Annotated in this window: 20 protein-coding genes, 5 tRNA genes and 1 riboswitch; of the genes, 16 read left to right on the top strand and 9 right to left on the bottom strand. The window is 60.6% G+C overall.

Annotated features, from left to right (window positions below; genetic code table 11):
• The first annotated feature begins 5 nt into the window (after positions 1-5).
• The 5 genes from SOR61_RS08020 (at position 6) to SOR61_RS08000 (ending at position 616) form a co-directional block, all read left to right on the top strand.
• Positions 6-79 (top strand) — tRNA-Gly (locus tag SOR61_RS08020).
• Between the two features lie 130 nt (positions 80-209).
• Positions 210-286 (top strand) — tRNA-Arg (locus SOR61_RS08015).
• 33 nt (positions 287-319) lie between these two features.
• Positions 320-396 (top strand) — tRNA-His (locus tag SOR61_RS08010).
• Between the two features lie 63 nt (positions 397-459).
• Positions 460-534 (top strand) — tRNA-Gln (locus SOR61_RS08005).
• A 6-nt stretch (positions 535-540) separates the two neighbouring features.
• Positions 541-616, top strand: a tRNA-Lys gene (locus SOR61_RS08000).
• A 120-nt stretch (positions 617-736) separates the two neighbouring features.
• Here SOR61_RS08000 and SOR61_RS07995 read toward each other — a convergent pair.
• A complete protein-coding gene (locus SOR61_RS07995) occupies positions 737-1,240 on the bottom strand; it encodes a GreA/GreB family elongation factor (RefSeq protein ID WP_320612141.1) in 504 nt (167 codons plus the stop codon).
• Positions 1,241-1,322: 82 nt separating this feature from the next.
• Complete coding sequence (locus tag SOR61_RS07990; RefSeq protein ID WP_320612140.1) at positions 1,323-2,201, bottom strand: DegV family protein; 879 nt, start codon at positions 2,199-2,201, stop codon at positions 1,323-1,325.
• 503 nt (positions 2,202-2,704) lie between these two features.
• Here SOR61_RS07990 and SOR61_RS07985 point away from each other — a divergent pair.
• Genes SOR61_RS07985 through SOR61_RS07975 form a run of 3 tightly spaced genes read left to right on the top strand, consistent with a single transcriptional unit; the run spans position 2,705 to position 5,420 of the window.
• Entirely contained in the window at positions 2,705-3,691 is a 987-nt protein-coding gene (locus SOR61_RS07985) for an ABC transporter substrate-binding protein (RefSeq protein WP_320612139.1), read from the top strand.
• 36 nt (positions 3,692-3,727) lie between these two features.
• Positions 3,728-4,663: an ABC transporter permease gene (locus SOR61_RS07980; protein ID WP_407066524.1), complete on the top strand. Its 936-nt coding sequence runs from the start codon at positions 3,728-3,730 to the stop codon at positions 4,661-4,663.
• Positions 4,656-5,420: an ATP-binding cassette domain-containing protein gene (locus tag SOR61_RS07975; protein WP_320612138.1), complete on the top strand. Its 765-nt coding sequence runs from the start codon at positions 4,656-4,658 to the stop codon at positions 5,418-5,420. The genes SOR61_RS07980 and SOR61_RS07975 overlap by 8 nt, the downstream gene beginning before the upstream one ends.
• Before the next feature lie 41 nt (positions 5,421-5,461).
• Here the strand turns inward: SOR61_RS07975 and SOR61_RS07970 are convergent, their stop codons facing one another.
• Positions 5,462-5,716, bottom strand: a complete 255-nt coding sequence (locus SOR61_RS07970) for a hypothetical protein (protein ID WP_320612137.1) — start codon at positions 5,714-5,716, stop codon at positions 5,462-5,464.
• Positions 5,717-5,915: 199 nt separating this feature from the next.
• Positions 5,916-6,096: riboswitch (Lysine riboswitch) on the top strand.
• A 149-nt stretch (positions 6,097-6,245) separates the two neighbouring features.
• Between SOR61_RS07970 and dapA the strand changes: the two genes are divergently transcribed.
• From dapA to lysA, 3 genes are read left to right on the top strand one after another with little or no spacing between them, the layout of a single operon-like run.
• Positions 6,246-7,139: a 4-hydroxy-tetrahydrodipicolinate synthase gene (dapA, locus tag SOR61_RS07965; RefSeq protein WP_320612136.1), complete on the top strand. Its 894-nt coding sequence runs from the start codon at positions 6,246-6,248 to the stop codon at positions 7,137-7,139.
• 15 nt (positions 7,140-7,154) lie between these two features.
• A complete protein-coding gene (dapB, locus tag SOR61_RS07960; RefSeq protein WP_320612135.1) occupies positions 7,155-7,883 on the top strand; it encodes a 4-hydroxy-tetrahydrodipicolinate reductase in 729 nt (242 codons plus the stop codon).
• Positions 7,884-7,912: 29 nt separating this feature from the next.
• The gene (gene lysA / locus SOR61_RS07955; RefSeq protein ID WP_320612134.1) at positions 7,913-9,208 is read left to right on the top strand and encodes a diaminopimelate decarboxylase; all 1,296 of its coding nucleotides are present in this window, start codon (positions 7,913-7,915) and stop codon (positions 9,206-9,208) included.
• A gap of 102 nt (positions 9,209-9,310) precedes the next feature.
• Here the strand turns inward: lysA and SOR61_RS07950 are convergent, their stop codons facing one another.
• Positions 9,311-10,633, bottom strand: coding sequence for an MATE family efflux transporter (locus tag SOR61_RS07950; protein ID WP_320612133.1), 1,323 nt, complete (start codon positions 10,631-10,633; stop codon positions 9,311-9,313).
• Between the two features lie 146 nt (positions 10,634-10,779).
• Here SOR61_RS07950 and SOR61_RS07945 point away from each other — a divergent pair, with 146 nt between their 5' ends.
• Positions 10,780-11,598, top strand: a complete 819-nt coding sequence (locus tag SOR61_RS07945; protein WP_320612132.1) for a MerR family transcriptional regulator — start codon at positions 10,780-10,782, stop codon at positions 11,596-11,598.
• Between the two features lie 55 nt (positions 11,599-11,653).
• On the opposite strand, the gene SOR61_RS07940 is transcribed toward SOR61_RS07945, so the two are convergent.
• From SOR61_RS07940 to SOR61_RS07920, 5 genes are read right to left on the bottom strand one after another with little or no spacing between them, the layout of a single operon-like run.
• Positions 11,654-12,826 (bottom strand): NADP-dependent malic enzyme, encoded by a 1,173-nt coding sequence (locus SOR61_RS07940; protein ID WP_320612131.1) that lies wholly within the window; start codon positions 12,824-12,826, stop codon positions 11,654-11,656.
• Positions 12,827-12,848: 22 nt separating this feature from the next.
• Complete coding sequence (gene fumC / locus SOR61_RS07935) at positions 12,849-14,213, bottom strand: class II fumarate hydratase (RefSeq protein WP_320612130.1); 1,365 nt, start codon at positions 14,211-14,213, stop codon at positions 12,849-12,851.
• Between the two features lie 28 nt (positions 14,214-14,241).
• The gene (locus SOR61_RS07930) at positions 14,242-14,988 is read right to left on the bottom strand and encodes a Sir2 family NAD-dependent protein deacetylase (protein WP_320612129.1); all 747 of its coding nucleotides are present in this window, start codon (positions 14,986-14,988) and stop codon (positions 14,242-14,244) included.
• Between the two features lie 21 nt (positions 14,989-15,009).
• Positions 15,010-15,738: an NAD-dependent protein deacylase gene (locus SOR61_RS07925; RefSeq protein ID WP_320612128.1), complete on the bottom strand. Its 729-nt coding sequence runs from the start codon at positions 15,736-15,738 to the stop codon at positions 15,010-15,012.
• 35 nt (positions 15,739-15,773) lie between these two features.
• Positions 15,774-17,354 (bottom strand): serine hydrolase, encoded by a 1,581-nt coding sequence (locus tag SOR61_RS07920; protein WP_320612127.1) that lies wholly within the window; start codon positions 17,352-17,354, stop codon positions 15,774-15,776.
• Positions 17,355-17,514: 160 nt separating this feature from the next.
• Here SOR61_RS07920 and SOR61_RS07915 point away from each other — a divergent pair, with 160 nt between their 5' ends.
• Genes SOR61_RS07915 through SOR61_RS07900 form a run of 4 tightly spaced genes read left to right on the top strand, consistent with a single transcriptional unit; the run spans position 17,515 to position 20,539 of the window.
• Entirely contained in the window at positions 17,515-17,952 is a 438-nt protein-coding gene (locus SOR61_RS07915) for a helix-hairpin-helix domain-containing protein (protein WP_320612126.1), read from the top strand.
• Positions 17,930-18,616, top strand: a complete 687-nt coding sequence (locus SOR61_RS07910; protein WP_320612125.1) for a response regulator transcription factor — start codon at positions 17,930-17,932, stop codon at positions 18,614-18,616. Before SOR61_RS07915 ends, SOR61_RS07910 begins: the two co-directional genes overlap by 23 nt.
• 4 nt (positions 18,617-18,620) lie before the next feature.
• Positions 18,621-20,042 carry an ATP-binding protein gene (locus SOR61_RS07905; RefSeq protein WP_320612124.1) on the top strand — a complete coding sequence of 474 codons (1,422 nt, stop codon included), beginning with the start codon at positions 18,621-18,623 and terminating at the stop codon, positions 20,040-20,042.
• Positions 20,039-20,539: a GerMN domain-containing protein gene (locus SOR61_RS07900; RefSeq protein WP_320612123.1), complete on the top strand. Its 501-nt coding sequence runs from the start codon at positions 20,039-20,041 to the stop codon at positions 20,537-20,539. Before SOR61_RS07905 ends, SOR61_RS07900 begins: the two co-directional genes overlap by 4 nt.
• The last annotated feature ends 49 nt before the right edge of the window (positions 20,540-20,588 follow it).

The raw sequence follows: 20,588 nt of genomic DNA, 5'->3' as shown, positions 1-20,588 counted from the left end.
CTTATGCGGGTGTAGTTCAATGGTAGAATCCCAGCCTTCCAAGCTGGTCGCGTGGGTTCGATTCCCATCACCCGCTCCATCTGCAAAGTCGATAGCTTAGGGTGTCGGTTTTGCAGATGGAAGCGGAGAGGAGCCGGGCTGGCGGAAGTCGTAGGGCTGATTTGGCTGACACAGTCCGCCCCAGAATGGAAGCAACGTCTGTTCGATATGCGCCTGTAGCTCAGCTGGATAGAGCAACTGCCTTCTAAGCAGTGGGTCAGGGGTTCGAGTCCCTTCAGGCGTGCCATTTTTCCTTGTCACTGCTTAGCAACTTTATATGGTGGGTATAGCTCAGTTGGTTAGAGCACCGGATTGTGGTTCCGGGTGTCGAGGGTTCGAGTCCCTTTACCCACCCCAGATCTCGGGAGAGAGCCGGAGCAGCGGTTCCGGCTCTCTTCTCATAGAACATCACATCTATGATGGGGTGTCGCCAAGTGGTAAGGCACGGGACTTTGACTCCCGCATTCGCTGGTTCGAGTCCGGCCACCCCAGCCATTATTTGACCCAGTAGCTCAGTTGGCAGAGCACCTGCCTTTTAAGCAGGGTGTCCGGAGTTCGAATCTCCGCTGGGTCACCAAACATCTCGAGTGCATAGGCATTCGGGATGTTTTTTTGTCCCGCTTTGCAGTATTGGAATGAGAAAAATGAGAAAAGGGAGGCGGCCATAGGCTGCCTCCCTTTTTGGCTTTTGCAAAGGTTAAAAGGTTCCGATGGGGATATCCGGGTCTCCGGTGGACTTCTGGATGGCACGGATCTGCACATAGTAGCGATAGGTTTCGCTGGCTTCGATGAGGACCCGATCTCCAACCTTATGCCCCATAAGGGCCTTGCCCACAGGGGATTCCTTGCTGATGAGTCCTTTCAAGGCGTCCTGCCGGAGGGTGGTGACCAGCTGGATGGTTTCTTCCTCCTCGTCCTCCTCCACGTAGAAGGTGACGGTATCAAACAGGCCGATCTCATCGGTATCGGAGGTGCCGTCAATGACCACGGCGGTTTTGATCATATTTTCCAGGTAGCGGATCCGGCTGTCGTTGCGGTTCTTCTCCCGCTTGGCGGCTTTGTACTCGAAGTTTTCGCTGAGATCACCGAAGGCCCGGGCCACCTTCACCTCTTCGATGAGCTGAGGGCGGAGGACCTGGATCCGGTGCTGGAGCTCCTCCTTCATCTTGTCGATATCCACCTGGGTCAATTCATCATGCATGGGAACACGCCTCTTTCCGAAAAAATAGAGTGTGATAGAACTCCATTCGATTCTATCACACTCTGAAAAAATGGCAAGGGGGTCAGTGGAGGCGGGCGTCTTCGCCCCCCTCAAAGAAGAGGGCCAGAGAGCCGGGGCCGGCATGGGCGCCGTTGACAGGGTCAAAGGAGACGGTGAGGATCTCTTTGGGTGGTTTGTTTTTGCGCAGAAGGTCTGCCAGCGCAGCGGCGTCCTCGGGGCAGTTGCCGTGGGCGATGCCTACGATCTGATCCCCGGGATAGGCGACCTGTTCCTCATAGCGCCTGGCCAGCTCCCGGATGGACTGGCTGCGGCCGCGGACTTTACCGGCCATGACGATCTTTCCCTGCTCATTGCCCTTGAGGATAGGTTTGATGCTGAGCATGGTCCCCAGCACAGCCCGGGCGCCGGAGAGGCGGCCGCCGCGGGTGAGGTACATGAGATCATCCACGGTGAAGATCTGACAGATCCGGTTGCGGAGAGCCAGCAGGGTATCGGCGGTCTCATTGAGAGACATGCCCCGGGCCCGGAGCTCGAAGGCCCGGAGGACCAGAAGCCCCTCACCCAGAGAGGAGCAGAGGCTGTCCACGATGCGGATGGACCGGTCGGGATAGGTCTCCTGAAGCTGCTGGGCGGCGATGGCAGCGCAGGAGCAGGAAGAGCTCACGCCGGAGGACATGCTGACAAAGAGAATGTCCAGGCCGGACTGGAGCAGGGGCTCCATGTATTCCACAAAGCGCTGGGGAGGGATCATGGAGGTAGAGACCTCGGCTTTCTGTTTCAGAGCATGGAAGAAAGCGGCAGAGTCAAAGGCATCCGGTGCCGAGCAGGTGCGTTCTGTGCCGCTGAGCGAGTAAGACAGGGGAATGACCATGAGGCCATTTCGGCAGATCAGGTCCAAAGGAAGGTTGGCGGGGGAGTCCGTAACAATAGCGAAGGACATGGAGAAGCCTCCTTATATATAATATCCAAGATTAGATTAACAGGTATTCCTGATTATGTCAAGTGATACTTGGCTCAACTTGCTTTTGCAGGAAAAAAGGGAAAACCCCTTGACGGAGGGGGAAAGAAGTGCTATGATAACCGTAAAGTCAATTAAAGTAAACCAGAGAGTAAGAATAGTACCTTTTCGTTCACCCCTTCAGAGAGTTGCGGACGGTGAAATCGCAGCGGGATTACGGATCGGGAATGGCCTTACGAGGGCGGAGTGAACGCTCTTTCTTTTGAGAGAGTCAGTAGTGGCCGACGGGGACCGCACCCGTTATCCGGGCGGCGCATATGATGGTATGCGAAAGAGAGCGGGCGCTGTGCGTCAATTTGGGTGGTACCGCAGGAAGTTAGAGTCTTGTCCCATTTCGTTTTTCAAGCGAGTGGAGCAGGGCTTTTTTGTTTTTCTGCTTCTCCCAGTTCAAACCATCAAAATCAAATCAAAAGGAGAGATTTCCGATGAAGAACCTGAAAAAATTGATGTGTGGAGCCCTGGCAATGATGATGACGGTGTCCCTGGCGGCCTGCGGCAGCCAGGGGGGCGATACGGCCTCTGGTGAGCCGAAGATCGTGGGCATTTCCCAGTACGGGAATCACAGCTCCCTGGACAACTGCCGGGAAGGTTTCCTGCAGGGCCTGAAAGAGGCTGGCCTGGAGGAAGGCAAGGACTACACCGTCCACTATGAAAACGCAAACTTTGACGCGAACCTGGCCAACCAGATCGGCCAGTCCTTCTCTGCGGAGGACGCAGCCATCATGGTGGGCATCGCAACCCCCTCCGCCACCGCCTGCTACGCTGCGGCAGAGGATAAAGACATCCCGGTGATCTTCACCGCCATCACCGACCCTGTGGGGGCCAAGCTGGACAAGGGCAACATCACCGGTACTTCTGACGTGCTGCCGGTAGAGGGTCAGCTGAAGCTCATCCGGGCCATCCAGCCGGACGCCAAGACCATCGGCATCGTGTACACCACCAGTGAGCCCAACTCCGTGTACTCCGTTGGGGTGTATGAGGAGCTGGCTCCCAAGTACGGCTTCACCATTGAGAAGGTGGGCGTCACGGCCCAGTCCGAAGTGACCCAGGCTGTGGACTCTCTGATCGCCAAGAAGGTGGACTGCTTCTCCAACCTGACCGACAATAACGTGGTGGGCGTGCTGGGTTCCATCCTGGAAAAGACCAACGAGGCAGGCATCCCCGTCTACGGCTCTGAGATCACCCAGATGGAGAAGGGCTGTGTGGCCGGCGCCGGCCTGGACTACGTAAAGCTGGGCGTACAGACCGGCAAGATGGCCGCCAAGATCCTCAAGGGGGAAGCCACCTGCCAGGACATGCCCTATGAGATCATTGAGAAGTACGAGCTGTATAGCAACAGCAAGGCATTGGCTGCGCTGAACCTGCAGGTCCCCGCTGACCTGGCCGAGGAAGTGCAGGACGTGGGCGCCTAAGAGCAGCCCAAAGGAAGAGGAAGGAGATTGACCCCTATGGTGGACCTGATCGTATCGACCCTGACCCAGGGACTGATTTTTGCGCTGCTGTCCTACGGCGTATATATTACCTATACGGTGCTGGATTTCCCGGACCTGACAGTGGACGGCAGCTTCCCTCTGGGTGCAGCGGTGACGGCGGTCCTGCTGATCCGTGGGGTCAATCCCTGGGTAACGCTGCTGTGCGCAGCCCTGGTAGGGGCTGTGGCCGGCCTGTGCACGGGCCTCATCCATGTAAAGCTGGGGGTCCGGGACCTGCTGGCAGGTATCATTACCATGACAGCGCTCTCCTCCATCAACCTGCTCATCGCAGGGTCCAACCTGACGGTGGAGCGGGCCATCGACACGATTTTTTCCGCCCCTCCGGCTGACATGCTGAGCGGACTGTCCCTCACGGAGCGGAAGCTGGTGGTGAGCCTGGTGGTGGCGGTCATCCTGAAGCTCATTCTGGACCTCTACTTCCAGACCAAGTCCGGCCTGCTGCTGCGGGCGGCGGGGGACAATGGCACCCTGGTGACCACCCTGGCCAAGAACAAGGGCAACATGAAGATCCTGGGCCTGGTCATCGCCAACGCCCTGGTGGCATTGTGCGGCGGCGTGGTCTGCCAGGAGCAGCGGAGCTACTCCGCCGTGATGGGCATCGGTCAGGTGGTCTTCGGCCTGGCCACTGTCATCATTGGCGTGTCCCTCATCCGTTTCTTTGTCCATTCCCCTGTGGTGCGCAAGCTCCGTGGCGTCCCGGTGCTCCGGGTCCTGGCCACCCCCAAGGGGACCACGGCGGTTTTGCTGGGCAGCGTTCTGTATAAGTTCTGCATCCAGATCGCCATTAACGCGGGCCTGCCGGCCAATATGCTGAAGTTTATTACGGCCGTTCTGTTCCTGCTGGTGCTGGTGCTGGCAGGCAGACGGGGAGAGGAGATCGTCCATGCTTGAGATACGGGAGATGTACAAGACCTACAATCCTGGTACCGTGACGGAGCTGAAGCTGTTTCAGTACTTTAACCTAACCGTAGAGGACGGTCAGTTCGTGTCCATCGTGGGCAGCAACGGGTCGGGCAAGACCTCTCTGCTGAACATCATCTGCGGCAGCATCGCCATGGACAGCGGAGACGTGTGCGTGGATGGCAAGAGCATCCGCCGACAGAAGAATTACCAGCGCCACGAGACCATTGGCCGGGTGTATCAGAACCCCGCCCTGGGCACCAGCCCCAACCTGACCATGCTGGAGAACCTGTCTCTGGCGGACAACAAGGGAAAGCGGTTTGGCCTCAGCCGTGGGGTGAACCATAAGCGCATCGACTTCTACCGCCAGGAACTGGCCTCTCTGGGGCTGGGCCTGGAGGATAAGCTGGATATCCGCATGGGCTCCCTGTCCGGCGGCCAGCGCCAGGCGGTGGCCCTGCTCATGGCCACCCTGACCCCCCTGAAGTTTTTGATCCTGGACGAGCACACTGCCGCCCTGGACCCCAAGACCGCAGAGACCATCATGGCCCTCACCGGCCGCCTGGTGCGGGAGAAGGGGCTCACCGCCATGATGGTCACCCATAACCTGCGGTATGCAGTGGAGTACGGGGACCGTCTCCTGATGCTCCATCAGGGCAAGATCGTTCTGGACCGGGCCGGGCAGGAGAAGGAGGCCCTCTCCACAGAGGAACTGCTGCAGCGCTTTAACCAGATCAGTGTTTTGTAAAGAAAAATGGCATGACCGGCGGTCATGCCATTTTTTTGCGGTTATTTTTCGGCAGAAGAGGCTTCCTTTGCCCTGGCGGCTTTCCGGCGGGCGGCCTCCTTCTCCAGCTCTTCGTCCATCCAGAGGTAAAAATCCAGGCTGTCCATGTCGTGAAGAGGGTTGATCTGCGGGGTATCGTCCTCGGCGGTTTCCTCTTCCGGTTCCTCCTCGTCTGTCAGAGCAAAGCCCATGGCGGCTAAGTCGAAATGGTCGGCGGAGGAGAAGATATCGTCCAGATTTTTCGGGGACCCATCCATAGCGGCACCTCCCTTGCTTGGTCTGGGGCACAGAAGGACTGTGCGGTGTTTCGCTCCTCAGGATACCACAGTTTTCCCTGGTTGTCACGAAATTTGTGGGACATTCCCTTCTTTTCCCGGAATGAGAAAGGGGATTTCATGGAGAAAAGCAGAGATTCCCCCTTGACAAATGGAGGGAAATGCAATAGGATAAGTTCAAACCAGAGATAGAGGACGCGCTCCATCAAGAGTAACCGAGGTCAATACCTTGCAGGGTAGGCCCGGGGAAAGGGATGAGCGCCGAAGGCGGTTCTCGCTGCAAAGGGAGCCGAACTGGGCGGACAAACTAAGAGTTGTCCGACTGTCGCAAATGAAACACTTTGCGGAGAGCTATCCTTGATATAACAGCCTGCCGACGTGCTTCGTCAGTGGCTCCATCGTTTTATCAAGCAAGCTATCCCCGCATAGCCTGCTTGTTTTTTTATTTGCTTTTTTGGTTTGGCAGAGAAAACGGGCAGAGCACACGACGAGTATGCAGGAGGAAAAGACCATGAGACAGCAGAACCCCATTTTCAGAGGCATTGCCACCGCCCTTATCACCCCCACCACCCCCACCGGCATCGACTATGACCGCTTCGGCCGCCTGATCGACTGGCAGATCGCCCAGGGCATCAACGCTCTGGTCATCTGCGGCACCACCGGCGAGAGCTCCACCCTCACCGACGCAGAGCACCGCCGGGCCATCGCCTTTGCCTGTGAGAAGGTCAACGGCCGGGTCCCCGTGATCGCCGGTACCGGCAGCAACGAGACCGATTACGCAGTGGAGCTCACCAAGAGCGCCTGCGCCGACGGCGCCGACGGCGTTCTGGTGGTGACCCCTTACTATAACAAGACCACCCAGAAGGGCCTGGTGACCATGTACAACACCATTGCTGACGCCAGCACCAAGCCCGTGATTCTCTATAACGTCCCCTCCCGGACGGGCATCGCCATTGAGCCCGCCACCTATGTGAAGCTGGCCGAGCACCCCAACATCGCCGCCATCAAGGAGGCCAACAGCGACATCTCCAAGATCGTGGAGACCTTCTCCCTGGTGGGCGACAAGCTGGACATCTACTCCGGCAACGACGACCAGATCGTGCCCATCCTGTCCATGGGCGGCGCAGGCTGCATCTCGGTCCTGTCCAACGTGATCCCCGCCCAGACCGTGGCCATCACCGACAAGTTCTTTGCCGGGGATGTGGCCGGAGCCGCCAAGCTCCAGTGTCAGTTCATGCCCCTGGTCCGCTCCCTCTTCTGCGAGAGCAACCCCATCCCTGTGAAGGCCGCCATGGCCGCCATGGGCTTCTGTGAGAACTACCTGCGTCTGCCTCTGGTGCCCATGGAGGAGGACCACTACGAAGTGATGATCCAGCGGATGCGGGACCTGGGTCTGAACGTGTAAGAGCGGAGGAAGAAGATGAACGTCATTGTCAACGGCGCCTGCGGGCGCCTGGGCCAGGAGGTATGCAAGCTCCTGGACGGGACCAACCTGGTCCTGGCTGCGGCGGTGGACCGGTCCGGCGGCGAGGGGATCTACACCAAGCTGTCCGACTACACCGGCCCGGCAGACGTGGTGGTGGACTTCTCCAACCACGCTGGTGCCGCAGAAGTGACCGCCTACTGTGTGGAGCGGAACCTTCCTCTGGTGGCCGCTACCACGGGCTACACCCCGGAAGAGTTCGGTATGCTGGAAGCCGCGGCGGAGAAGATCCCCGTGTTCCAGTCCTATAATATGTCCATTGGCGTGGCCCTGCTGGCCCGCCTGGTGGGCCAGGCGGCAGCCATTTTCGGCGGCTGCGATGTGGAGATCGTAGAGGCCCACCACAACCGGAAAGCCGACGCTCCCAGCGGCACCGCTTTGCTTCTGGCCGACGCGGTAAAGGCCAAGCGGCCGGACGCGGAATACGTCTTTGGCCGCTCCGGCCAGCACAAGCGGCAGCCCAACGAGATCGGCATCCACGCCCTGCGGATGGGCAACGTGGTAGGTGAGCACGAAGTGATCTTCGCCACCGACAGCCAGACCATTACCCTGAAGCACCAGGCCCATGACCGGGCCCTGTTTGCAGAGGGCGCCCTGGCCGCTGCCAATTTTGTGGTGAAGCAGCCTGCCGGATTCTACCACATGGACGACCTGCTGGGTCCCTGAGAAACCAAGAGAGAAAGATGGAATGACCGATGCTGTATGAACATTTAGGCGTAAACGAACTGGGACATCTGACTGTGGGCGGTGTGGACACCGTCCAACTGGCGGAAGAGTTCGGCGCTCCTCTGTATGTCCTGGACGAGGCCCGGCTGCGCGCCAACTGCCGGACCTATACCCAGGCTTTTGCCGCCCACTTCCCGGAGGGGTCCTACCCCCTCTTTGCGGGGAAGTCCCTCTGCTTTAAGGGGCTCTATCCCGTGCTGGAGGAAGAGGGCATGGGAGCGGACGTGGTCTCTCCCGGCGAGATCTACACGGCCCTGGCCGGAGGCTTTCCTGCCCAGCGGCTGTACTTCCACGGCAACAACAAAACCGACGAGGATCTGATCTATGCGCTGGAGAGCGGCGTGGGCCATTTCATCGTGGATAACCACAGCGAGCTGGAGCGGCTGAACCAGTTCGCCGGGGAGCGGGACATCCGGCAGAAGGTGCTGCTGCGGGTGACCCCCGGGATCGATCCCCACACCCTGCAGGCCATCAACACCGGACGGATCGACTGCCAGTTCGGTGTTCCCATTGAGACCGGCCAGGCGGCCCGCTTTGTGGCGGCTGCGCTGTCCATGGAGAATCTGGAGGTGGAGGGCTTCCACAGCCACATCGGTTCCCAGATTTTCGAGGCAGAGCCCTTCTGCGACGCCGTGGATATCCTTCTGGAGTTTGCCCAGGAGATGCGGCAGGCCCATGGCTTTGTGGTCCAGGTGCTGAACCTGGGCGGCGGCTTTGGGGTGCGCTACCTGGAGAGTGACCCGGTGGTGGACATCCCCGGGAACATCAAGGCGCTGGCGGAGCATCTGCGCCAGGGCTGCCAGGAGAAGGATTACCCCCTGCCCCGAGTCTTGCTGGAGCCCGGACGGAGCATTGTGGCGGACGCAGGCCTCACCCTCTATCGGGTGGGCGGCATCAAGACCATTGAAGGGTACCGGAGCTATGTCACCGTCAACGGCGGCATGACCGACAACCCCCGCTACGCCCTGTACCAGGCCCCCTACACGGTGCTGCCTGCGGACCGGATGAACGATCCCCGGGACTTTGTGTGTACCGTGGCGGGCCGCTGCTGCGAGAGCGGCGACCTCATTCAGGAGAACATCTCCCTGCCCCGGGCCAACCGGGGCGACCTGCTGGCGGTGCTCACCACCGGCGCCTACAACTTTACCATGGCCTCCAACTACAACCGGCTGTGCCGGCCGGCGCTGGTCATGGTGCGGGATGGGAAGGCTCGGCTGGCGGTGCGGCGGCAGACCTTTGAGGATCTGGTGGCCTGCGACCTGTAAGCGGAATGAAAAACCCCATAAAAGGGAGCGACGCCCCTGGGATCTACCAAGTAGATCCCAGGGGCGTTTTTGAGAAGGAAGATCGTAAAAGCGAAGAGGGGGTCAGCGGGTCAGGGCGGAGAGAGAGGTTTTCTTCAGCAGGATCAGCGCCAGGATCAGGCTGATGATCTCCCCGATGAGGGCGGCCATCCAGATGGCAGAGCCGCTGGAGAGGAAGGCCACCACCAGAAGAGCGCCCGGCAGGAGGACGAAGCCCCGGCTCAGGGAGAGGAAGGCGGAGGAACCCGCCCGGCCCAGGGCGGCAAAGTAGCCGGCCAGGGCGATGGTGATGCCTGCGGGGAGGTAGGAGAGAGCGAACTGCCGCAGGGCGGAAACGGTGTCGCCGAAGAGGGCGCTGTCCCCTTCCAGCAGCAGGGAGACGATGGGAGCAGGCGCCAGCTGGCAGGCCGCCTCCACCGCCACGCCCACCACCAGGACCATGATCATGCACTGGCGGAGATAGATCTTAATGTGGTCGGGGTTCTTCCGGCCCAGGGCCAGACTCACCAGGGGCATCATGCCCTGGGCGATGCCCTGCATCACCATGGAAACCAGAAGGCTGATGTAGGCGATGACGGCGTAGATGGCCAGGTGGCTCTCGCCCAGCATGGCCAGGATGACCCGGTTATACAGCAGGGTCAGGAAGCCCAGCATGAGCTCGATGGAGCAGTCCGCGATGCCCAGAGGGAGGATCTTACGGAAGTCCCCCAGGCGGAATTTGAACTTACGGAAGCGGAGGGTGGACTTTCCGGACAGGAAGTAGATCAGGAAGAAGAGCACGCTGCCCAGCTGTGCCAGGCCGGTGGCCAGGGCGGCACCCCAGACTTCCCAATGGAAGTGGAAGATGAAGAGGTAGTCCAGACCCACGTTAATGAGGAAGCTGATGCCCACGCCGATCACCGCCAGCTGGGGGGCGCCGTCCACCTTGACCATCACTTCCAGACAGTAGGAGAGGATAAAGCAGACGGAGAACAGGCAGAGGATGTGGAGGTACTGAGAGGTGTAGCCAATGGTATGGGGGCCGGCACCCAGGAGGTAACCCAGGGGCTCGGAGAAGAGGCTCACAGCCAGGGTAATGAGGCCGGAGACCACCAGAATGACCACGACAGTCTGGGTAAAGATCTTCTCGGCCTTTTCCTTTTGTCCGTTGCCAAGGGCAAAGGCCACCAGTGTGGAGGTACCCATGGACAGAAGGATGGCGGTGCCGGAGAGGATGTTCACGAAGGGAAGGGCTATATTCACCGAGGCCAGGGCGGTCTCACCCACGCCTTTGGCCACGAAGATACCGTCGATGATGGTGTATGCAGAGAAGAGCACCATAGCGGAGACCGAAGGGATGACGTAATGGAAGAAAGTTTTCCAGGAAGTAGATGGGGTTGCGTTCACGATGATTCACCTCAAAACGAATGGGGGGCGGAAGGGACGGGACAAAGGTTCTTGTTCTTTGTCATTTCATTTGTTATACTAAGGATAAACTATGGGGTAACCCCGGAGTCAAGGGGAGAGAACAACTTTTTTTCGGGAGGGGCAACATGGAGCAGCATTATTTTAAAACGGCGGAGTTTGCCGCCCTGTGCGGGGTCAAAAAAGATACCCTTCTCCATTATGATCACATCGGGCTCTTAAAGCCCCAGAAGGTAGGAGGGAACGGATACCGGTACTACACCATTCGGCAGCTGGCGGAGTACGATCTCATTGCGGCCCTGCGCCGCTTGGGGACACCGCTGGCGGAGATCCGGGACTATTTTCCCCGGCGCAGTCCGGAGACATTCCTGGCCCTGCTACGGGAGAAGCGGCAGGCGCTGGAGGAGGAGCAGCGGCGGCTGGCGCGGATGGGCGCCCTGCTGGAGACCACCCTCCACCGGGGAGAACTGGCCCAGCGGGTGCAGCCGGGGGAGGTAAGGATCGAGCGGCACCCCCGGGCGTACTGCGCGGTGACCCCCGCCCCTGATTTCGAGCGGTTTGAGGAATCGGTGTACCTGCTGCACATTCGGAACCTTTTGACCTGGGCCAGAAAAAATGGGACCATGTCCCAGGCGCCAGGAGATATTATCTGCCAAGAGAGCCTGGAGCGGGGGTCGTTCCTGGAGGATTACTATTACTGCCGGGTGCCGGAGGGCACCACCGGATGGGATATCCGGATTCGGGAGGAGGGCACCTATGCGGTGCTTTACCACCAGGGCTCTTATGAGACGGAGGCGGCGGCCTGCCGCTATCTCCGGGACTGGGTCTGGGACCACGGCTATGAGATCGATGGGGACCTGTACGGCGACGATCTGGTCAACTACGCCGCCACAGACGACCCGGATTCCTATCTCATGCGGCTCAGTTTGAAAATCAAGGAACCATAAGAAAACCCCCATCGGAACGCAAACCTGTTCCGATGGGGGTTTTTGTTTCAGCGGGTTAGAAGCGGGCGTGTCCGGTGCGCCGGGCCTCTTCCGCCACGGCGTCGGCCACTGCCTGGGCAGCGCTCCGATCCAGCGGAGAGGGGAGGATGCACTGGGAGGAGAGCCGGTCGCCGGGGACCATATCTGCCAGCGCCTGGGCGGCAGCGTGTTTCATCCCTTCGGTGATCTGCACTGCGCCGCAGGAGAGGGCGCCCTTGAAGAGACCGGGGAAGACCAGAACGTTGTTGATCTGGTTGGGGAAGTCCGAACGGCCGGTGCCCACCACGGCGGCCCCGTGGGCCAGGGCTACGTCGGGCATGATCTCAGGTACAGGGTTGGCCATGGCCAGGATAATGGGCTTGGGAGCCATGGTCTCCACCATTTCACCGGTGACTACCCCGGGGCGGGAGACGCCGATGAACACATCGGCGTCCACCAGTGCGTCTGCCAGGGAGCCTTTCCGCCGCTCCGGGTTGGTGCGGGCGGCCAGCTCTGCGTGGTGGGGGGCCAGGGTGGGGTCGCCCAGGCAGAGGATGCCGTTTTTGTCACACAGGAGCATGTGGGAGAAGCCCAGATCCAGCAGCAGCCGGGCAGCGGCGCTGCCGGCGGCCCCGATGCCGTTGATCACCACGGTGACGTCTTCCTTCTTCTTGCCCACCACTTTCAGGGCGTTGGTGAGGGCAGCGGTGATGACCACGGCGGTGCCGTGCTGGTCGTCGTGAAAGATGGGGATATCGCACAGTTCCTTCAGCCGGCGCTCCACCTCAAAGCAGCGGGGAGCGGAGATGTCCTCCAGATTGATGCCGCCAAAGCTTTTGGAGATAAAGGCGATGGTGCGGACCATTTCGTCCACGTCCTGGGTGTCCACGCAGATGGGGAAGGCGTCCACTCCAGCGAACTCTTTAAAGAGGACGCACTTGCCCTCCATCACCGGCATCCCGGCCAGGGGGCCGATGTTGCCCAGGCCCAGCACAGCGGAGCCGTCGGTGATGACGGCCACCATGTTCTGCCGGCGGGTGAGGGAGAAGGATTTGGAGGGGTCCTTTTGGATCTCCAGGCAGGGGGTGGCTACCCCGGGGGTGTAGGCCAGAGAGAGGTCCTTCTGGGTTTTGATGGGATAGCGGGAGATCACTTCCAGCTTTCCCTTGAGGTCGTAGTGCAAGGCCAGAGATTCGGCGCTGATGTCCATGGCGATCGGGTCCTTTCTGTACTTAAATCATGGTTTCGGGGTGGAAGGCCTCGTCAAAGGCCTCGGGGGTGAAGAGCCCCAGGCTGACGGCGGCTTCTTTCAGGGAGATGTTCTCCTTGTGGGCTTTCTTGGCGATCTTTGCGCCGTTCTCATAGCCCACCAGGGGGGTGAGAGCGGTGACGGTCATGAGAGAGCGGTGGAGGTTTTCGGCCATTTTTTCCCGGTTGGGGGTGAGGCCGGTAAGGCACCGCTGGGTGAAGGAGGTCATGGCGTCGGCCAGCAGACGGACCGACTGCAAATAGTTGTAGGCCATGACGGGCATGTACACGTTGAGCTCAAAGTTCCCCTGAGAGGCGGCGATGCCCATGATGGTGTCGTTGCCCATGACCTGGACGGCTACCATGGTGAGGGCTTCGCACTGGGTGGGGTTTACCTTACCGGGCATAATGGAGGAGCCGGGCTCATTCTCAGGGATGAAGATCTCACCCAGACCGCACCGGGGGCCGGAGGCCAGCCAGCGCACGTCGTTGGCGATCTTCATGAGGTTGGCAGCCAGGGCTTTCAGAGCACCGTGGGAAAAGACCAGGGCATCCTTGGCGGTGAGGCTGTGGAACTTGTTGGCAGCGGGACGGAAGGGAAGGCCGGTGAGGCGGGCGGCCTCCTGGGCGGCCTCCTGGTCAAAGCCCTTGGGGGCGTTGAGGCCGGTGCCCACGGCGGTGCCGCCCAGAGCCAGTTCATACAGCCCGTCCAGGGAGGCCAGGATCATCTCCTTGGCGTGGAGGATCATGCTGGTCCAGCCGCTGATCTCCTGGCCGACGGTGATGGGACCAGCGTCCTGCAAGTGGGTCCGGCCGGTTTTTACGATGTCCTTGTTTTCCTCCTCCAGGCGGCGCAGGCAGGAGAGGATCTCCTCCAGGGCAGGGAGCAGGCGGGTGTGCACCGCGGTGGCGGCGGACAGGTGCAGGGCGGTGGGGAAGGTGTCGTTGGAGCTCTGAGACATGTTCACATGGTCGTTGGGATGGAGCAGAGGCTCCCCGGCCAACCCGTTGCCATAGTTGGCGATGACCTCGTTGAGGTTCATGTTGGTTTGGGTCCCGCTGCCCGTCTGCCATACGGACAGGGGAAAGTGCCCATCCAGCTTTCCGGCCAGAATGGCCTGGCAGGCGGTCTGGATGAGGGAAAAGCGGCGGTCATCCAGCTTGCCCAGGGTGTGGTTGGCGGCGGCGCAGGACTGCTTCAAAATGGCAAAGGCCCGGATCAGGTCGTCGGGCATTTTTTCCTGGCCGATGGGGAAGTTTTCATAGCTGCGTTGGGTCTGGGCGCCCCAGTACCGGTCGGCGGGGACGGCCACCTGGCCCATGGTATCGTGTTCCATCCTGTATTCCAAGGGAACCTACCTCCTTCGGGATTGATTGTTAAAGGTCCAGCTCAAGCTGGGAGAAGATCTCGTTGTAGTCGCCCCGGATGACCACGCCTGCCCGGGCGTCAAAGACCAGGGGAGCGGTGTTCATGAGCACCAGCTTGTGCCCCTGGTAGGCGGCCATAAGGTTGGGGACGGGGAATTCTTTCAGGGCGGAGCCGTCGATGATGAGGACGTCTGCCTCCCGGACGGCCTGCATGGCCTGTTCCAGCAGGGCCAGGTCATAGGGCTCCTCCTTCAGAACGATGGCAGGCCGGACGTAGTCTCCGCACATATCTACGTTACAGTAGGGAATGAGGGAGGGGCTGTCGGCGATATAGAAGAAGTCCATGAACTTTTCGCACTTGGCGCACCAGCTGCGCATGACGGAGCCGTGGAGCTCCAGCACGTTGCGGCTGCCGGCCTCCTGGTGGATGCCATCAATGTTCACGGTGAGAATGGCTTTGAGTTTTCCGGCCTCTTCCAGCTTTACCAGGGTGTCGTGGGCGACGCCGGGCCTGGCTTCCAGCAGGGGAGCCAGGATCTTGTTGCGGTAATAGCGGTAGAAGAAGGCCGGGTAGCGCTGCAAAAAGGTCAGGCAGAGCATCTCTTCCGGGGGATACTTGTAGGTCTCCAGAAAGGTCTCGTCCATCACCCGGTAGTCGGGAAATCCGGCGGCCTCGGAGAAGGCGGCGCCGGAGATGAAGACGATGCGGTCGCTCTGGTTGATCCACTTTTGCAGGATGTGGTATTGAATATCCATAGGGCAGGGACCTCCGGGGGCTTATCGGACCACGATCTGGGAGAAGACCTGGCCGATAGGGGCGTTGATGGCCAGGTTGGCCATGCTGTCCATGCCGGTCTGGGACTTGTTGATGAGCACCAGTTTCTTACCCCGGTAGTAGTTCACCAGGCCCGCAGCGGGATAGACCACCAGGGAGGTGCCGCCGATGATGAGCATATCTGCCTTGCGGATGGCGGAGACGGCGCCGGAGATCACGTCGGCATCCAGGCCCTCCTCGTAGAGGACCACGTCCGGGCGGACGATGCCGCCGCAGTCCGGGCAGTAGGGGACCCCTTTGCTCTCGGCGATGAAGGAGACGGGGTACTTTTTCTTGCAGCGGACGCAGTGGTTGCGCAGGACGGAGCCGTGGAGCTCATAGACCGCCTTGCTGCCGGCGGCCTGGTGGAGGCCGTCGATGTTCTGGGTGACCACGGCTTTGAGCTTTCCGGCCTGCTCCAGTTCAGCCAGCTTTTTGTGGGCGGCGTTGGGCTTGGCGTCCAGAATGAGCATTTTATCCCGGTAGAACTGATAGAACTCCTGGGGATTCTGGGCGAAGAAGGAGCCGCTGAGGATGGTCTCGGGGGGATAGGCGTAGGTCTGGTTGTAGAGACCGTCTACGCTGCGGAAGTCGGGGATGCCGCTTTCGGTGGAGACCCCGGCGCCGCCGAAAAAGACGATGTTGCTGCTCTCATCGATCCACTGTTGCAGGGTTACCAAGTTTTGATCCATAAAAACCTCCATTTCCAGTCGGGCGGATACAGGGATTACTTCCGGTTGGGGCGGTGGTCCCACTTTTGGCGGGAGGGACCGGACCCCCGCCGGTCATCCTTTGCGGTGGGGGGATGGGTGCGGTCGGCAGAGGGCCGCCAGGGTTCCTGGCTGCGGTGGGACCGCTCCTGGGCGCGCTCTTTGGCTTTGCGTTCCTGGACTTCTCTTCGGTGCTGGGTCTGACGCTGCCGTTCGTGGCGCAGCTGGGCCTGGCGTCTCTTTTCTTCCTGGCGCAGGCGGCGGGCCTCTTTCTTGGCCTCGTGCTGGCGGGACTGCCGCCGCCGGAGGATGCCAATGACCACCAGCACGGCGGCCAGCAGCAGGAGGAGCTGGACGTAAATGTTGCCGAAGATGGTGTTGATGCTGGAGACAAAGGCCACGAAGACGGAGAAGGGGATGTCGTTGACCGCAGCCATATCCACGGTGCCGTAATTTTCCCCGGCGTAGATGACGGTGACCGTGCCCAGCACATCGCCCTTTTTGATGGGGGCGGAGGCGGTCTCATACTTCAGGTTGAGCCGCAGCTCCAGCCGCTCCGGGTCGTACTCCCCGGGCACCAGGGCGGTCAGGGACTGAGTGGGCTGGAGGACCACATGGGAGGACTGGGCAGAGAAGCGCACGGGGATCTCTTCCAGGTAGGTGTTGGCGTTGAGGAGCTTTGCAGAGGTGAAGTTGGTAAAGCCCCACTCCAGCAGGCGCTTGGATTCGGTGAACTGCATCCGCTGGACGTTGCCGTTATTGTCGGTGGGGTTTTTGGCCCCCAGGACCACGGAGCACAGGGTGCGGCTGCCTTTTTTGGCGGCCGCAGTCAGACAGTAGCCCGCCTGGCCGGTACTGCCGGTCTTGATGCCGATGGTACCGGGGTAGAGGTAGCCGTAGTATTTGTACTTGGAGAGCAGGGCGTTGGTGTTCAGCAGGACGCGCGGCTCGGAGAGGTTGGTGGCCTGGGTGTTGTACCGGCTGGTGGAGACGATCTCCCGGAAGGTGGCGTGGGTCATGGCCTGCTTGCACATTTTATAGATGTCGTTGGCGGTGGTGTAGTGATTCGGGTCATGCAGGCCGTGGGGGTTCATAAAGTGGGTCCCTTCCATGCCCAGTTCCTGGGCCCGCTGGTTCATGCGATCCACGAAGGAGGGGATATCTCCGCACACGGTCATGGCCAGGATGTTGGCGGCCTCGTTGGCGGAGGCCAGCAGCAGGCAGTAGAGAAGGTCCTTCACGAAGATCTGCTCCCCCGCCTGGATGTTGGCGGTGGAGGAGTCTTTGGTGAGGCCGGTGAGGGCAGCGGCGGGGACGGTGACCATGGTGTCCAGGGCGAGTTCTCCCCGGCTGATGGCTTCCAGGGTGAGCAGGGCGGTCATGACCTTGGTGATGCTGGCCGGGTAGCGCTGCTCATCGGCGCTCTGCTCATAGAGGACCTGTCCGGTGTCCATGTCCACCAGCAGGGCGGCAGTGGCGTCGATGGTGATGGGCTCGACCCCCTCATAGGTGACAGCCTGGGCCTGGGGGGCCAGGATGCCTACACACAGGGAGAGAGCCAGACAAAGGGAAACCAGTTGAATTAACGTTTTTTTCATAGGAAACATCCACATCCCGTGTTATAATACCGTCATTAAGGGTTGCATAGAGGAAAGATCCTCCCTGCTGCGGAGGGGAGGAACGACGGAGCAACCATACACATTGTATATATAATAATATAACAAAGCCCGACAAAAGACGCAATGGGAGACAGGGACAATGAAGAGAAAATTCAGGAAAATTTCAGCTCTGGAGGGATGGGTCCTTTTGTTCACCGGCCTTTTTGCGGCAGGGACACTGCTCTGGTTTTTCGTGACCAGGCCCTCCGGGGGTGTCGGGTTTGTGGAGACGGGGCCGGCGGTGAACCAGGCAGAGCCCCGGCCGGAGCTGGAAGCACCGGGTATGCTGGAGGGAGAGGTGCTGGATCTCAATACAGCCTCTCCGGGGGATCTGACCCGGCTGCCCGGCATTGGAGAGAAACGGGCGGAAGATATCGTGGCGTTTCGGGAGGCAAACGGCGGTTTCACCCAGGTGGAGCAGCTGTTGGAGATCAAAGGCATTGGAGACAAGACTCTGGAGAAGCTGCGGCCCTATGTGACGGTAGGGGCGGACTCCCGGGAGGAAGGAGGAACCTATGGCACGGATTCTGGTGGTTGACGACGAGAAAGTCATGGTGAAAGGGATTCGGTTCAATCTGGAAAACGAGGGCTACCAGGTGGACGTGGGCTACAACGGCCGGCAGGCGGTGGAGATGGCCCGGGCCACAGAGTATGACCTTATCATGCTGGACCTTATGATGCCGGAAGTGGACGGATTGCAGGCCTGTATGCAGATCCGGGAGTTTTCCACAGTGCCCATCATCATGCTCACCGCCCGCAGCGAGGATACGGACAAGCTGCTGGGCTTTGAGTACGGGGCGGACGACTATATCACCAAACCTTTTAATATTCTGGAGGTGAAGGCACGGGTGAAGGCCCTGCTGCGTCGGGCATCCACAGTCCGTCGGGAGGAAGCGGGGCAGCGGCTGACCGTAGGGCCCCTGACCATTGACGCAGCCTCCCGGGCCACCTGGAAGGACGGCACCCCGGTGGAGCTCACCGCCCGGGAGTTTGACCTGCTGGAGCTGCTCATGAAGAACCCCAACCGGGTGTACAGCCGGGAACAGCTGCTGAACCTGGTGTGGGGATACGAGTACACCGGGGAGTACCGCACAGTAGACGTCCACATCCGCCGCTTGCGGGAAAAGGTGGAGCAGGACCCGGCCAACCCGGTGCTCCTTCGGACCAAATGGGGCGTAGGATATTATTTTAAGGGGGAATAAGGGCATGGTGAGGCTTCGGTGGAACTTTGCCCGGTCGCTCCAGGCCCGGCTGGCCCTGGGCTATTCCCTGATCATTGCAGCGCTGCTGGTGCTCATGAACACCTACCCGGTTCTTATGACGGAGAACCTGATGTTCCGCTCCCGGCAGACCGCCCTGCAGAACGAGGCTGCCCTGGTGATCAACACCCTCACCACGGCGGAGGAACTGACCCCGGAGACGGTAGAGCAGGCGGTAGCAGGGCTGGACGGGCTGGACGCCCAGCGGATCCTTGTCACGGACGAGATGGGCCTGGCCCTCTACGACACCGGGGAGGAGAAACGGGTGGGCCAGTATGTTCTGGCGGGGGAGATCGTTTCGGCCATTCAGGGCAACGACGCCTTCTCCAGTTTTTATCAGGACGGGGTCTTTGTCAGCAGCGCGGCTTCGCCGGTGATGAACCGAAGCACGGTGGTGGGTGCGGTCTTCCTCTACGAGGAGAACAGCACCCAGGGCCTGCTCCTGCGGGAACTGCAGCACAATCTGCGGCTCATCTCCGTGGTGGTCTGCCTGGCGGTGCTGGCCCTCTTCGGGGTGTTCTCCATCGGCCTGACCCGGCGGGTGAATGCCCTGCTGGGGGGCATCCGTACGGTGCGGGAGGGGGAGTATACCCACCGGATCACCATGGCGGGGCACGATGAACTGGGTCAGCTGGCAGATGAGTTCAACCAGCTGACCCGGCGGCTGCAAAGCACGGAAGAGGAGCGCCGCCGGTTTGTGTCCGACGCCTCCCATGAGTTAAAGACCCCTCTGGCCTCCATTAAGCTCATGACCGACTCCATTCTCCAGGACGAGAACATCGACCGGGACACGGCCCGGGAGTTTGTGGCCGACATTGGAGAGGCGGCGGACCGGCTCATCCACATCAGCCAGGAGCTGCTGGCCCTGAACCGTCTGGACGAAGGACGGCAGGTAAACCAGGAGGCAGTGGTCATGAAGGCTGCGGTGGATAAGGTGCTGCGGATGCTCAGCCCCCTGGCGGAGGAGGCGGGCGTCACCCTGGAGACCAAGCTGGAAGACGGCCTCCTGGCCGCCTGCGGCCAGGAGGATATGAATCAGATCCTCCGGAATCTGATGGAAAATGCCATTAAGTACAACGTGCCGGGGGGCCAGGTCATGGTCTCGGTCTTCCGCCGGGGAGACAGCGTTTGTCTGGAGGTTTCGGACACCGGTGTGGGCATTCCCGAGGAGGATATGCCCCGCATCTTCGAGCGGTTTTACCGGGTGGACAAAGCCCGGTCCCGCGCGGCGGGCGGCACCGGCCTGGGCCTGTCCATCGTGCGGGACACGGTACACCTGCACGGGGGAGAGATCTCGGTGCAGGCCCGGGAGGAGGCAGGGGTCTGCTTCTCCGTCACCCTGCCGGCCTGGAAGGAGGGGCAGCCATGAAACCCATGAAATCCATCGCAGGGATCCTGGGCATCCTGCTGGCCCTCTGTCTGCTGGGCGGATGTCTCTCTGCCCAGCAGGGGACAGCCTGCCAGGTCTATTTCTGGAACCAGGAGCTGGGCCAGGGGCCAGTCCTTCAGGGAGAGACCCGTATGCTGCCGGAGGGAGAGGACCCGGTGGCCTTTCTGCTGGACTGTCTCCTGGAAGGTCCCCAGGAGGAGGGCCTGAGCCGGACCATTCCCAACGGGGTCACCCTGAAGAACTGGAAGCTGGAAAATGGCGTGCTCTCCGTGGACTTTTCCAGCTGGTACGGCAGTCTGTCGGGGATCGCCCTGACCCTGGCAGACTACAGTGTGGTGCTCACCCTCACCCAGTTAGAGGACGTAGAGGCGGTGGAGATCACCGCCGGAGGAGAGCAGCTGCTCTACCGGGACCACCAGCGGCTCACGGCGAAGGACGCCTGGGTGGCGGGTCTGGCAGAGGAGAACGGAACATGAAAAAGCGGCAGAGAAGCATTGGCTTCTCTGCCGCTTTTTTGCAGGAGAA

The organism is Evtepia sp. (assembly GCF_034090835.1).
In the GTDB taxonomy this organism is placed as follows: Bacteria; Bacillota; Clostridia; order Oscillospirales; family Oscillospiraceae; genus Evtepia.
The sequence above is the reverse complement of the archived record's forward strand: the minus strand, read 5'-3'. Positions and strand labels throughout refer to the sequence as shown.

What these genes read in the sequence shown, in the direction of transcription:
- SOR61_RS07970 (WP_320612137.1), bottom strand. Translation starts at nt 5,716, where the DNA reads ATGGATGGGTCCCCGAAAAATCTGGACGATATCTTCTCCTCCGCCGAC.
- SOR61_RS07930 (WP_320612129.1), bottom strand. Translation starts at nt 14,988, where the DNA reads ATGGATATTCAATACCACATCCTGCAAAAGTGGATCAACCAGAGCGAC.
- dapB (WP_320612135.1), top strand. Translation starts at nt 7,155, where the DNA reads ATGAACGTCATTGTCAACGGCGCCTGCGGGCGCCTGGGCCAGGAGGTA.
- SOR61_RS07940 (WP_320612131.1), bottom strand. Translation starts at nt 12,826, where the DNA reads ATGGACATCAGCGCCGAATCTCTGGCCTTGCACTACGACCTCAAGGGA.
- SOR61_RS07900 (WP_320612123.1), top strand. Translation starts at nt 20,039, where the DNA reads ATGAAACCCATGAAATCCATCGCAGGGATCCTGGGCATCCTGCTGGCC.
- SOR61_RS07990 (WP_320612140.1), bottom strand. Translation starts at nt 2,201, where the DNA reads ATGTCCTTCGCTATTGTTACGGACTCCCCCGCCAACCTTCCTTTGGAC.
- SOR61_RS07925 (WP_320612128.1), bottom strand. Translation starts at nt 15,738, where the DNA reads ATGGATCAAAACTTGGTAACCCTGCAACAGTGGATCGATGAGAGCAGC.
- dapA (WP_320612136.1), top strand. Translation starts at nt 6,246, where the DNA reads ATGAGACAGCAGAACCCCATTTTCAGAGGCATTGCCACCGCCCTTATC.
- SOR61_RS07920 (WP_320612127.1), bottom strand. Translation starts at nt 17,354, where the DNA reads ATGAAAAAAACGTTAATTCAACTGGTTTCCCTTTGTCTGGCTCTCTCC.
- SOR61_RS07980 (WP_407066524.1), top strand. Translation starts at nt 3,728, where the DNA reads ATGGTGGACCTGATCGTATCGACCCTGACCCAGGGACTGATTTTTGCG.
- SOR61_RS07985 (WP_320612139.1), top strand. Translation starts at nt 2,705, where the DNA reads ATGAAGAACCTGAAAAAATTGATGTGTGGAGCCCTGGCAATGATGATG.
- SOR61_RS07910 (WP_320612125.1), top strand. Translation starts at nt 17,930, where the DNA reads ATGGCACGGATTCTGGTGGTTGACGACGAGAAAGTCATGGTGAAAGGG.
- SOR61_RS07905 (WP_320612124.1), top strand. Translation starts at nt 18,621, where the DNA reads ATGGTGAGGCTTCGGTGGAACTTTGCCCGGTCGCTCCAGGCCCGGCTG.
- lysA (WP_320612134.1), top strand. Translation starts at nt 7,913, where the DNA reads ATGCTGTATGAACATTTAGGCGTAAACGAACTGGGACATCTGACTGTG.
- SOR61_RS07945 (WP_320612132.1), top strand. Translation starts at nt 10,780, where the DNA reads ATGGAGCAGCATTATTTTAAAACGGCGGAGTTTGCCGCCCTGTGCGGG.
- SOR61_RS07995 (WP_320612141.1), bottom strand. Translation starts at nt 1,240, where the DNA reads ATGCATGATGAATTGACCCAGGTGGATATCGACAAGATGAAGGAGGAG.
- SOR61_RS07975 (WP_320612138.1), top strand. Translation starts at nt 4,656, where the DNA reads ATGCTTGAGATACGGGAGATGTACAAGACCTACAATCCTGGTACCGTG.
- SOR61_RS07915 (WP_320612126.1), top strand. Translation starts at nt 17,515, where the DNA reads ATGAAGAGAAAATTCAGGAAAATTTCAGCTCTGGAGGGATGGGTCCTT.